The sequence below is a fragment of the Acetatifactor muris genome (assembly GCF_024623325.1).
Lineage (GTDB): Bacteria > Bacillota > Clostridia > Lachnospirales > Lachnospiraceae > Acetatifactor > Acetatifactor muris.
Genome location: NZ_JANJZD010000018.1, coordinates 59828 through 72544 on the forward strand (window position 1 = coordinate 59828; position 12717 = coordinate 72544).

12 protein-coding genes are annotated in these 12717 nt (G+C 47.6%); 2 read left to right on the forward strand and 10 right to left on the reverse strand.

The window, feature by feature from the left end:
• Positions 1 to 21: 21 nt before the first annotated feature.
• Positions 22 to 1263 (forward strand): IS110 family RNA-guided transposase, encoded by a 1242-nt coding sequence (locus NSB25_RS16995; protein WP_242982499.1) that lies wholly within the window; start codon positions 22 to 24, stop codon positions 1261 to 1263.
• A 302-nt stretch (positions 1264 to 1565) separates the two neighbouring features.
• Here the strand turns inward: NSB25_RS16995 and NSB25_RS17000 are convergent, their stop codons facing one another.
• Together NSB25_RS17000 and NSB25_RS17005 are read right to left on the reverse strand one after the other, a co-directional pair.
• Positions 1566 to 2282 carry a sensor histidine kinase gene (locus NSB25_RS17000; protein ID WP_257479284.1) on the reverse strand — a complete coding sequence of 239 codons (717 nt, stop codon included), beginning with the start codon at positions 2280 to 2282 and terminating at the stop codon, positions 1566 to 1568.
• 74 nt (positions 2283 to 2356) lie between these two features.
• Positions 2357 to 3070 (reverse strand): LytR/AlgR family response regulator transcription factor, encoded by a 714-nt coding sequence (locus NSB25_RS17005; RefSeq protein ID WP_103240687.1) that lies wholly within the window; start codon positions 3068 to 3070, stop codon positions 2357 to 2359.
• 229 nt (positions 3071 to 3299) lie between these two features.
• Between NSB25_RS17005 and NSB25_RS17010 the strand changes: the two genes are divergently transcribed.
• Positions 3300 to 4109, forward strand: a complete 810-nt coding sequence (locus tag NSB25_RS17010) for a PBECR4 domain-containing protein (protein WP_146040096.1) — start codon at positions 3300 to 3302, stop codon at positions 4107 to 4109.
• Here NSB25_RS17010 and feoB read toward each other — a convergent pair.
• The 8 genes from feoB to NSB25_RS17050 all read right to left on the reverse strand — a co-directional run bounded on the left by feoB (position 4099) and on the right by NSB25_RS17050 (position 12706).
• A complete protein-coding gene (gene feoB / locus NSB25_RS17015; protein ID WP_103240689.1) occupies positions 4099 to 6120 on the reverse strand; it encodes a ferrous iron transport protein B in 2022 nt (673 codons plus the stop codon). The genes NSB25_RS17010 and feoB overlap by 11 nt on opposite strands.
• Positions 6117 to 6374: a FeoA family protein gene (locus NSB25_RS17020; RefSeq protein WP_103240690.1), complete on the reverse strand. Its 258-nt coding sequence runs from the start codon at positions 6372 to 6374 to the stop codon at positions 6117 to 6119. Before NSB25_RS17020 ends, feoB begins: the two co-directional genes overlap by 4 nt.
• Before the next feature lie 87 nt (positions 6375 to 6461).
• On the reverse strand, positions 6462 to 7046 hold the full coding sequence (locus NSB25_RS17025) for a 5-formyltetrahydrofolate cyclo-ligase (protein WP_172455173.1): 585 nt from the start codon (positions 7044 to 7046) through the stop codon (positions 6462 to 6464).
• Positions 7021 to 7248, reverse strand: a complete 228-nt coding sequence (locus NSB25_RS17030) for a DUF896 domain-containing protein (RefSeq protein ID WP_103240692.1) — start codon at positions 7246 to 7248, stop codon at positions 7021 to 7023. Before NSB25_RS17030 ends, NSB25_RS17025 begins: the two co-directional genes overlap by 26 nt.
• A 57-nt stretch (positions 7249 to 7305) precedes the next feature.
• The gene (locus NSB25_RS17035; RefSeq protein WP_103240693.1) at positions 7306 to 8973 is read right to left on the reverse strand and encodes an NAD(P)/FAD-dependent oxidoreductase; all 1668 of its coding nucleotides are present in this window, start codon (positions 8971 to 8973) and stop codon (positions 7306 to 7308) included.
• On the reverse strand, positions 8952 to 10241 hold the full coding sequence (locus tag NSB25_RS17040; RefSeq protein ID WP_103240694.1) for an aminoacetone oxidase family FAD-binding enzyme: 1290 nt from the start codon (positions 10239 to 10241) through the stop codon (positions 8952 to 8954). The genes NSB25_RS17035 and NSB25_RS17040 overlap by 22 nt, the downstream gene beginning before the upstream one ends.
• 24 nt (positions 10242 to 10265) lie before the next feature.
• Entirely contained in the window at positions 10266 to 10994 is a 729-nt protein-coding gene (locus tag NSB25_RS17045) for a hypothetical protein (RefSeq protein ID WP_103240695.1), read from the reverse strand.
• A 107-nt stretch (positions 10995 to 11101) separates the two neighbouring features.
• On the reverse strand, positions 11102 to 12706 hold the full coding sequence (locus tag NSB25_RS17050; protein WP_103240696.1) for an MATE family efflux transporter: 1605 nt from the start codon (positions 12704 to 12706) through the stop codon (positions 11102 to 11104).
• Positions 12707 to 12717: the final 11 nt, after the last annotated feature.

A 12717-nucleotide genomic window follows, 5' to 3' on the forward strand; every position in this document is an offset into this window, starting at 1 on the left:
TTGATTAAGGTGGTGATACTTATGATGAAGTTAAAATACTCCATCTGTTGTGGGCTTGACGTCCACAAAAAGGTTATCGTTGCAACCATCGTAACTACGAACAAAGATGGAATATCTGAATATAAGCAAAAATCTTTTTCAACCATCAATTCGGATATTCAAAGGTTTCACAACTGGCTCATCGAGAATGATTGTTATCATGTTTGTATGGAATCCACTGGGAAATACTGGATTCCTATTTTTAGTTATCTCGAAAATGACATAGACGTGTGCCTTACACACCCTAAATATGTCAAAGCCATCAAGGGCAAAAAAACCGACAAAAAGGATTCCAAATGGATTGCTGACCTTTACAAGTTTGATCTTGTCCGATGCTCCTTTATCCCTCCAAAAGATTTCCGCCAACTTCGGGAACTTGCAAGATACCGTTTCAAACTGGTCTGCATGAAATCTTCAGAGAAAAATCGCATCCAGAACTGCATGACCGTTTCCAATGTGGGGATTGCAAATGTTTTGTCTGACCCGTTTGGTAAGACGGCAACCGAAATCATGTCTTACCTGCTGGAACACACTGCAGATTCCATTGACGAAAAAGCTGTCCGCAAACTGATAAAAAAGGGGGTCAAAGCCAAATCGAATGAAATCATTGAAGCGATCAAAGGATACAATATTGCTTCAGACCAGGCGAAAAAGCTTGAACTTGCCCGTGGACACCTGGATTACCTTGATGATATGATTACCCAGACCGAAGTGGAACTTTATGTCCGCATGAAACCTTATTCTGCGTTTGTCGAATTTGTAAGCACTATGCCTGGCATGACAGAACTGAGTTCTACCATCATCCTTGCGGAAACAGGAGTCAACATGGATATCTTTGATGATGCCAAGCACCTTTGCTCCTGGTGTGGGCTTTCTCCTGCAAACAACGAATCAGCAGGAAAAAAGAAATCTGTCCGAATCGCAAAAGCAGGTGATTACTTAAAGCCAATGATGGTACAATGTGCTCTTGCCGCAATCAAAAGCAAAAAACAGCCTTATTTTGCAGTCAAGTATGGGCGAATTAAAAAACGTCGCGGACACAAGAAAGCAATTATTGCCATAGCGAGAATGATGGTCGTCTGCATTTACCATATGGTTTCTGAAAAGAAACCGTTTTGCCCTGCGGATTATGAGGAATTGATGGCCCCTCAAAATCCTGTAACACATGTTGTCCTGAATGAAAACAATGTTTTTGCTTACCTCGAAAGCCTTGGGTTACGATAGTTCTAAGTTAGTGAAACGCAACGATAGCTAACCTTTATTCTGTTAAATACTTGTAAAAAAATGGGGGGCTGCACCTCCTTATTTAAGTGCGCCCAAAATCTACTTTATTTTTCACTCTTCTTCCTTTCCACACAGCTGTCTATTTTAAAATACAGCTGTCCTTTTCTTTCATTTTACATAAAATCCAAAAAAGAGAACCGGTTTCTGCACGAACGGTTCTCTTTTTGCACCAAAAGCAATGTAACAGTTATGCTCAATACTGAACTGTTACCGTTTCATTTCTTAAAAAGCCAGAGCAGACCTCACAGAGGAAGTAAAATTTCCGTGGCAAAGACATTTCCCTCATCCTCTCTGCTCTGGTAGCCATTATACTTTCTGACTATTTTATCTATTCTCTGCAAGCCATAGCCATGTCCGGACAGGGCCTTGGTAGACAGATAAATTCCCATCCCCCTGCGATATGTGCCATCTGCTGAATTCATAATATAGATATAGAGATTTTCTTTCGCCTTGGTCATATAGAAGCGAATAAAACGATCTTCCGGCGGCAGCTTCAGACAGGCCTCCAGTGCATTGTCCAGCAGATTCCCAATCATGACGCTTAAGTCCACATCAGAAATGGAAAGCTTCGCAGGAACAGAAGCCGACGCGTTGATATGGATGTCCTTTGCCTTCACCACGGAGAGCTTGCTGTTCAGAATCGCATCCACCATATTGTTACCGGTTTTCAGTGCAATGTCTATCTGCTGATAATCATCGTTCAACTCCCGAAGATACCCTTCCAGCCGCTTCGTCTGTCCCATCTCCAGGTAGGCCTGCATCGTCTGAAGGTGATTCCTGAAATCATGCCGCCAGCCTCTGGTCTGATGATACAGTTGATTCACTTCCTCGCAATGTCTCCTGGTCAGATCATTCTGAAATCTGGCTGTTTCCCGTTCTATCGCATATCGGATATAGAATGGAACTCCCAATAAAATCACAGCCATGATAAGAATTATAATTATCAGAAGAAGATTCAAGTATTTTGTCCTGCCTTTCCTCTTTTATCTGCCAGGGGTAAAACACTGCCTGACAAGCCATGCAATATTTCAGGTTAAAGCCCTATAAATGTCTGAATAAATCTCTCATTTACCGCATGGTACAGTCTGCGGCTCACAGGTACCGCGGCACCGTTGTCCATGATAATCTCCTGTCTGCCCATCCTGGATATCCTGCGTATATTTACCAGATAGGAACGATGGCAAAATGCAAAAACTCCATATTCTCTCAGCTTTTCTTCCAGCTCCCGGATTCCCGTCTTCGCCTGCATACGCTTGTCCATACATACCAGTATACTGTAATGCCCTACAGCCTCCGCATACAGAACCTTCTCAACATCCACTTTCGCAAGCCCTTCTTCCGTCTGCAGAAGGACTTCGCTTTTTACTGCTTCCTTCCGCCGGACACACTTCTCCAGACATTCCCGAACCTTCTCCCGGCTCAACGGTTTCAGCAGGTAATGCATTGCTTCCACCTCATATCCCTCCTGCATATAATCGGCAATTCCCGTGGTAAATATAATGACAATATCCTTGCCCATTTCTCTCAGCTTTCTGGCCAGCCTGATTCCGTCCGTCGCCTTCATCATAATATCCAGAAACAATACATCACACCGTTGATCTTCACACCATGTAAAGTAGAAAGCCTCTCCGCTGTCATAGCTTTCCACCTTTATCTCCGGATACTTCTCTCTCTTCCACTCTTCGATATACCTGACCAGAATATCCCTGTGCGTCTGTTCGTCATCCACAACTGCTATATATAGCATAATCTGCTCCTCTCATTGTAAAATAATAGCCTGTCTCCGGGCTTTCATCAATTTTGGACAGATAATCCTATTGACATTAACCTGACATACCTATATAATTTAAAACAGAAACAACAAGTTGTTTCAGGTGGACTAACACCTTAATCCGAATTTCCTGCCGGACGAATGTGCCGGACGTTGGCGGACAACAGAAAAATCCGAATTTCCTGCCGGACGAATGTGCCGGACGTTGGCGGACAACAGAAAAATTAGTCGCAAAAAGAGAGTTGATGATACTGCGGTACCATGGCTCTCTTTTTATCCTTCTTCTCTCCTATCAACTGTTTTTCATCCTATTGTTCATTCTCTGAAAGGAATTCCTATGAAAGCAATTAGCAAAAAGGAAGCCATATCTATAATTATTTGTGCTGCAAAGGACTATGAAAAATTACTGAATAATAAAAACTTTGTCTTCATCTACAAAAATCGGACACTGAACAGAATTGAATACTTTGAAGCTCTTTTCAATGCAAGAAATTTTCAACATCTTGCAGGCATTCGCTTTACAGATACCTCTGGCCATATAATCACAAACCGCATTCAATTTTATCATAAATGTATTCATAACAGACTCTCTGAATCGGAAATTCATTTTAAATCTGACGGCACAACGGCATTAAAGCTATATGCACTGCCTCAAATTATTCATTTTCTGAATTCCTCCAGAATGACTGCCCTGTATAATAGCTGCAGACCCAGACTTTCCATAGACAGACTTATAGGAACGACAAACTATTCTCTGGGCTTTACATATGACAGTCGCGGATATTATGTCCCAAGTTCTTCTCTATTAGAAGATATCCGAAATCTGAGCAGCGATCCCTTTCAAATTCTTGCTATTCTGTCAAAACCGGCTTCCGGAACTGCCCCGCTGTATAAAGAAATCAAATATATGGCAAAAAATATCTGTCCTGACAGACTTTTCTTACCGCACACGCTCAAATCCATCCTTGATATACCCAGCATTTCAACGCTGTCAGAACATTTGGTCAGCCAGTAAGTAAGCTCCCTGCCTGGAACACAACTGTAGAAACTGCCCATGCCAGAACAATCTGAAATACAATCATCTTCCCGGTAAATTTCCAGGAACCGCTTTCTTTCTTAATCGTGGCTACCGTTGCCACACAGGGTACATACAGCAGGCAGAACAGCATCAGACAGTAGGCATTCAAAGGACCGAATGCCGGATTGATTTTGTGAATATTCTCCACAATAGCTGCCACACCTGTGTCGGAATTGGCATTTGCCACCCCGAACAATACGGAAAAGCTGGATACTACCACTTCCTTAGCCGAGATTCCCGAAAGCAGCGCCACGGCAATCTGCCACATGCCAAGTCCCGCCGGAGCAAGCACAGGCACCAGCACCCGTCCCAGCATTGCGCCGAAGCTGTCCGCCGGATTCTCCACAATGCCTGTTATGCCGAAATTCAGTACAAACCAGATCACTATGGATGCGATAAAAATCGTTGTCCCGGCTTTCGTGAGATAATCCTTCAGCTTATTCCAGACATAGATTCGAATGGTTCTGGCATTGGGTCTCTTATACTCCGGCAGCTCTATCAGAAGAGAATCGTTGATTTTCCCCTTTTCCAGGCGGTTCGCCACAAGCGCTGCAAGAATGGCAGTCACCATTCCCGCCACATACATGGAAAACGCTGTCAGCGCCGCTGTATTCGGAAAAAACATGTCGGAAAGCAGCACATACACCGGCAGTCTGGCAGAACAGGACATAAACGGCGTCACCAGCATGGTCCTGCGGCGGTCATGCTCTGTCTCCAGTGCCCTTGCGGCCATAATGGCAGGCACCGTACAGCCAAACCCCAGTATCATAGGCAGAAAGGCTTTTCCTGAGAGACCTACTTTCCCCATAACAGAATCCATCACATAGGCGACCCTTGCCATATAACCGCTGTCCTCCAGAATCGCCAGCGCCAGGAACAGAATGAAAATGTTGGGGATAAAAGTGAGAATTCCGCCCACACCTGTTATAATGCCATCCACCATCAGCGACTTCAGCCAATCGGTCACTTTCAGACTTTCCAGCAGAACGGCAGCGCCGCCGGACACAGAGTCAAGACCGATTTCAAAAGCGCCCTTCAGGATATCTCCCACTGTAAAGGTAAGGAAAAAGACAAAACACATAATCAGCAGAAAGATTGGAATCCCCCATACCGGATGGGTCAGCAGTCTGTCAATCCTGTCCGTGGAAGCAGCTTTTTTATTCTTATAAAACAGAATTTCCTTTACCACTTTCTCAATATATGTATATTTGCACTGAATAATTTCCTTCTCGTAACTTCTGTCCACCACATGAACCACAGAAATGGGGTGTTCCTTTTTTACCTCCTCATCATCTTCCAGAAGTTTGATGGCATGCCAGCGGGCGGAAGAATGACTGGGATAATTCTCCTGCATCATGGTTTCCAGCGTGGTAATTTTCTCTTCTATCTCCGGAGGATAATCCAGTATATAATCCTCCATCCCTTCCTCACAGTGGTGAATCACCGCATGGAGTAAAATGTCAAGTCCTGTGCGTCTGGCCGCAGATACAGGAACCACAGGAATATCTCCCAGCATTTCAGGCAGACGATGCATGTCAAGCTCCATTCCCCGCTCTTCCACCACATCCATCATGTTCAATGCCAGCACAATGGGCTTTCCAAGCTCCAGAAGCTGCAGTGTCAGGTAAAGGTTGCGCTCCAGGGAGGAGGCATCCACCACGTTGATAATGGCATCGATATCGTCATCCATGGCACACTGTCTCGTAACTTTTTCCTCAATGGTGTAGCAGGTCAGCGAATAAATCCCCGGAGTATCTATCAGTGTGATTTCCGCATCCTCATAGCTGGTGGTTCCTTCCACACGTTCCACAGTGACGCCCGGCCAGTTCGCCACCTTGAGCCGGGAGCCGGTCAATGCGTTGAACAATGTGGTCTTGCCGCAATTAGGATTACCGATACAGGCAACATTAATCTGTCTCTTTACTTTATCATTTGTATTGCGGTTCACGAATTCCGGCCTCCTTCTGCTTCCTTATTCCCGCCGGCATCGCTGATTTCGATACTGGACGAGATATGCTTTCCCAGAGCAAGCCGGGTACCCCGTACCTGTACAATCAGCGCACCGTGCTTTTTCCTGTTCAGTATATTCACAATTGTTCCGTCATTCAGGCCCAGCGCCTGGAGCCGTCTGGTGATGGCCGGCTCCACATACAATCCTTCAATGCAATAACTTCGGCCTTTTTGTGCCTCATAAAGCGTCATTCTTATCAGCCTTCCTTTTTCCTCTTATAAACAGACCTATTATAATCCAATCTGTTACTGTAGTCAATTATCTCACCTGACTGTCACTTACACACAAATCACCTGATACGGTCTTATATCTGTCTTCTCTGCCGGCAATGTATCTGTCATCTGACAGCGATATCCAACCGCTATCGCGCGCTGCTGCAGCCCGGGCTTATCCTCCAGAAATCTGTCATAAAACCCTTTGCCATATCCAATTCTGTTTCGATACCTGTCAAAGGCCACACCGGGCATAAGCAGCAGCGTCCGTTCTGCCTCTTCCTGCGAATACACATATTCTTCGGAGTCTCCCGCGGGCTCCGGAATTCCCCGATAGCCTGTTTCAAGCTCTGTCAGACCGGTAATCCGGTAAAAGCACATTTCCGGATGCTTCTTCCCGGAAAGTACCTTCGGCACATACACTTTTTTACCTGCCTTCAGCGCCTCCTCCAGAATTCCCCGGGTGCTGATCTCACTTCCATAACTGACAAAGCACAGAATCTGTTCCGCCCGGTAAAACCACTGATGTCCCAGAATTCTCTCCGTCAGCAAAAGAGAAGCTTTCTCACGCTCCTGTTTGCTCAGATTATCTCTGCTGTTTAAAACCGCTTTTCGGATTTCCCTTTTATTCCTCTTTATTCCGTCTTCCATATTTTTCACCAAGATTTTCTCTGGATCCATCAGGCCGTTCAATGGTAAGGTTATTCAGCTGCCCCCGCAGGTTTGCCCGGATACTGGCCACATATTCCTTCCGCAGAATCGCCTGCTCCTCTTTTTCCGCTTCATTCAATCCCTCTTCCTGAGATTTATGATACAACTCGTTAATCCGCGCAATTCTTTCATCCATATTCATAATATTGTCCCCGTTTCTTTTTATAAAAAAGCCGCTGTCCTTTTGGCAGGGTAAACTTCAGCTTCCGGACAATTCTCCCGCAACAGCCTCCGCCACCCGTATACCGTCCGCGGCGGCAGAGACAATTCCTCCTGCATATCCGGCACCCTCCCCACAGGGATATAGACCTCTGATCTCTGACTGCAGGGTATCGTCCCGCAGGATTCTCACCGGGGAAGACGTCCTGCTTTCCACTCCTGACAGACAGACATCCGGCCTGTTGAATCCTGTAATCTGTCTGCCGAAAGCTTCCATACCATCTATGATTGCCTGATTACAGAATTCCGGGAGAATGCGGCTTACATCTGCCCATTGGTACAGTCCCCTGCTCTGAGGTATCACTTCCCCTGTTCTGTGCTTTTCGTTTTTTTCCGTGCAATTGGGGCGTGTAACATCCGCTTTTTCATTTCTTCCCTCTACCTGACGCTTAAAATCTGAATATCGCTGTACCGGAATTTTCCCCTGTCCCAGGGCATACGCCTTTTCCTCCAGCTCTCTCTGAAATGCGATTCCCGCCAGCGGTCCTTCGGCGCCGAAATCCTCCGGCGTCACCGTCACGATAATGGCGCTGTTGGCATTTTCACCGTCACGTCCGCTATAGCTCATTCCATTCACCGCCAGCCGGCCCTCTTCGGAGGAGGCATTCACCACATAGCCGCCGGGACACATGCAGAAAGAATACACGCCTCTGCCGTTCCCGGCTTTTGCTGCCACCTTATAAGGCGCCGCTCCCAGTTCCCCCGGCGCTGCCACAGCATACTGACTCAGATTAATCACAGCCTGAGGGTGTTCCGCTCTGAGTCCAACGGCAAAGGCTTTCGCCTCCATGGGAACATTTTTGTCATAAAGCATGAAAAAGGTATCTCTCGCACTGTGACCGATGGCCAGAACCAGCGGCCCACAGGTCAACTTCTCCCCGTTTTCCAGAATGACGCCTGTCACACGCCCCTGTTCCACACAGATATCTGTCATTGGGCTTTCAAAATGTACCTGTCCGCCCAGGCGGACGATTTCTTCCCGCATAGCCCTGACCACATTGCAGAGCACATCCGTCCCCACATGTGGTTTTGCTTCATAGAGAATCTTTTTTTCGGCGCCGAACTTCACAAGTGTCTCCAGTACAATCCGGATTCTGCCTTCTCTGTCCTTTACCAGGGTATTCAGCTTTCCGTCAGAAAAAGCGCCTGCCCCGCCTTCCCCAAACTGCACATTGGAATCCGGATTTAATTTCCCGCCAGCCCAGAAGGCCTCCACATCCCGCTGCCGCTCCTCCACACATTTGCCCCGTTCCAGAAGAACGGGACGGTAACCGTGCAGCGCGAGAAAATAACCGCAGAACAGTCCGGCGGGACCTGTCCCTACAATCACAGGAGGGCAGGTCTCTGTCTCAGGAAAACGCATCGGCGCACAGGCTTTCCCGGGAAACCTGTAAATGAATTTCGGCGCTCTGCACACCTGATTTTCTTTTCCCCGGAATCCGCGCAATACTTTATCTTCGCTTCTGACCGCCACATCCAGTGTATAAGTATAAAAGATTTCCGGCTTTTTCCTGGCATCTATCGACCTTCGGACAATCTCCATTCCCACAATATCCGACTCGGGAATCCGTAATATCCCCGCCGCTTTTTTTCGCAGGGCTGTCTCCGAATGTCCTGGCCGTATCTTTATCTGATTGACTCTGAGCATGAATCTGTCCCCTCGTTTTCCCGCATATCCTTTTCCATGCGCCTGTCATCACCTGCGGCGGCGCTTCCCGCCAGATATCCGCTGCACCAGGCCCACTGCAGATTATATCCCCCGCATTTTCCGTCCACATCCAGCATCTCTCCGGCCAGATAAATCCCGGATGCCTTTTTCGATTCCAGCTGCTCCGTCAACTCGTCCAGCGGCACTCCCCCGGCACATACCTGCGCGTTGTCATAAGAATTGCTCCCCGTCACCTGAAGCTTCCAGTGTCTGCAAAGCTCATAGACCCGGCGCACTTTTTTCCTGTCTGCGGCCGCCACAGGTTCCGTGGCCTTCAGCCCTGCCAGCCGGATAAAAAGCATCATCAGTTTCTTGTGAAGCATTCCCGTGAAAAATTCTTCCACTGTTCGATTCTTCTGTAAGAAAGCTCTGTCCCCGCAGACAGTCTCAAAAGATTCCCGGGTTTCGTCCGGCAGGAAATCAATGACCAGCTCCACTTCCCGTTCTTCCTTTAATATGTAATTTACCACCCGGCTGAGCTGAAACACAGGAATTCCGGAAACGCCGTAATCCGTCAGCTGCAGTTCTCCTCTTTCCCGTGCCTGTACTTTTCCCCGCCGTAACACAGTCACCAAAGCATCTGTCCTGACTCCGGACACCGATTTCAGATAGTTTTCTCTGCATTTCAGCTGCACAAGTGCCGGAACCGTGGGAATGATGCTGTGCCCCAGCCGTTGCGCCAGCAGATAACCGCTGCCGTCAGACCCAGTCTTAGGCGCAGCGCTTCCTCCGCAGGCAAGAATGACACGGTCAAAGGAAAAAATTTCTCCGCCTCCCCGCACACATTTTCTGTCTCCGGGAGATATCTCAATTTCTTCCGCTTTACATCCAGTGACAAATGTGACTTCCAGAGCCTTTGCCTCATAGCGCAGCACATCCAGCACCGCGGAAGCCTGCTCACTTACGGGATACAAATATCCGTTTTTGCTTTTCAGCATCAGGCCGATTCCTGTGAAAAAAGCCTTTGTCTCCGCTGTGCCGAAACGTTTCAGACAGCCCTCCAGGAAATCCGGATGCCCTGTGTAATACTTGTCCAGACTCAGATTCTCATTCCCCAGATTACACTTTCCGTTTCCGGTAGCCAAAAGCTTCTTTCCCGGTCTGTCGTTTCTCTCTATCAGTGTAACCTGCGCACCCCTGCCTGCCGCCGCAATGGCCGCCGTCAATCCGGCGGCCCCTCCGCCGATAATTCCAACCGAATATCCCATATCCGTCTCCTCAGGTAAATGTCTTCAGCTGGAGTAATTCTCCAGAAAGCTGTACAATTTTTCTTCGTTCTCTATCCACATCATTTCCATGATATCCTGCTGAAGCTTTTCCGGCAGCGTGTCCAGCCGGATATCCGTCTCAATATATACAGTCTTCATATCCTCCAGATAGACAATCACATTATTGTCATAAACCGCCAGATAAAAGCTGCTGCTTGGCTGTACAAATTTATAATTCATCTGTACTACAACACGCTCTCTGGAAAAAGCAAGGACCTCCAGACTTACAAATCCGCGCTCCATTTCGGTCAGTGGCGGAAACGCCTCATATACTTCCATGGCCTGAAGAAACTGTTCTCTGTTCATCCCCACATATTTATCCGGCAGCCGCCAGATCGTTTCCACCACCGTATGGTTGAGGATATCCGTTTCCTCCAGAACGTACTCCGTGTCCACGCAGAGTGTCTCAGGAAAAAGCAGAACTTCTTCTGCCTCCGCTTCTTCCCCGCTTTCTTCCGACACAATTCCATAATCAAAACTGTCATCCATCATGGATTCCGGTTCCCCGGATTCCTGCTCCTCCTGCTCCGTCGGAACTGTCTGCTCCGAAACCGGTTCTCCCGCAGAGCTGCTTTCCCCGCCCTGTTCTCCGGGATTAAAAAAATGAGAGGATTCCACACCCGCATAGAACCCAAGCCCCAGTAACAATAAGGGACATAAAACAAATAAGCTGATACCTTTCAGGATTTTCATGCCAACCCCCACAACAATTTCCGACAGGAATTGTATCTTTCCTTATACTTTGGAGTTTCCTTCCATCGTAGTATCAGCTTTTTTATATTCGTTTATACAGGTAAATATCAAAAAATATGGAACAATTGTCCTGCCTTTTCAATCAGGCGTCCCCCCGGAATTGCTTCCAGTTCATGTTCCTTAAAGTTGCGAAGTACCAGCAAAAGTATCCAGTATATAACTGTGCTGACCGCAAAACCTGTCAGCAGCGTCCCGAGACTGCCCAGGTAGGGGGACAGAGTTCTGCCCAGAAGCATGCTGACCAGTCCTGATGCACCTCCTGCTCCCAGGGGAACAATCAGGATGCCGAGCCAGTCGGCCTGTGTCCGCAGCTGCCTGTAGGCAAACAGCCCCAGCACAACACAGAGCACTGCCATTCCGGCCATTCCCCCATATACAAGAGCCAGGATACCCACTTTGCTCACTCGAATCAAAACCAGCGAAAAAATGATAAAGATGATATCTCCCGTTCCCACGGCTCCCAGCACCAGATACTTCTTCCCCGTAATCTGCAGAAAACGGCCAAAATAGCAGGCCAGTGCCGTGAACAGCACCAGCGTCGACCCGCCTGCAAACATCTTCTGCACAAGTCCTTCATTTTCAGGACACAGAAGCCCTGCCAGCTGTTCTCCCATAAAAGCCAGGAACACGGAACTGAAAATTCCATGTATCAGACAGATGTGTACCCCGCTCTGAAAAACCTTCTTCGCGAACCGGTTTTCTCCGCTTCTGAGACAGGTAAAGATTCTTGCCGTAACCGGAAGAGACACAGCAGATATCAGACATACTATGATTCCGCAGATTGCCAGATATTTTCCCGCATACAATCCGTATTCCAGAGCCGCCGCATTTTCATCTTCCGCTGCTCTGACAAAGAAAATCAGCCCTGCCGCAAGGGGAACAGCCTCCAGTACTCCCGTCACAAGCATCGGCCATCTGCTTACATACAGATATCTGACACTGTCAAAAAAAGACTCTGCAGAATATCTTTCTTCCTGCCGGTTTCTCCTTTCCGCACGCTGACTGCCTCTGAAAATAACCGTCAGAAAGATAATGATAAAAATCTCGGCAAGACAGACGGCAATGGCGATTCCCGCGCCGCTGTACATAAAAGTAAAATTCTCCTGCATCAGCAGATTGCTCACCTTTTCACCATGATTTTTCATCATTCCGGAAAACATCAGTCCAAAACCCAGAATAAAAATCTGCCGCAGAATTCCGGAAATTGCCCTGGGAAGTTCCGAACCGTCCCCCTGAAAGTATCCCAGAAGCACGGCGCTGACGGTTCTCAGCAATATAATGGGCGAGAGCACTCTGAGAATAAATGTACTGTAACGGATGTCAAATATTCCCTCCGCAATATTTCCCGCAAAAAAAAGCAGAATCAGACTTCCTGTCAGCCCCAGAGCAATCTGAAAAAACATAGTGTTTCTGCGCAGTGTTCCGATATTGCCGTACTGTCCCCTGTTCTTTCTGCCCCGCAGCAGCCGTCCCAGCGTATCGGACAGATTTCCGCTCACTGCAGTCCACACCAGTGCATAAACTTCCACCGCCACCGCCACATAGGCAATTCCTTTATTTCCAGTCAGCTGTCCTGCGATTAATATCGTAATCAGCGTCAGTATATTGGTAACTTCTTCCGCCTGCCGTCGCTTTACCTCTCCATGGTTCATCTGCTGTTCCT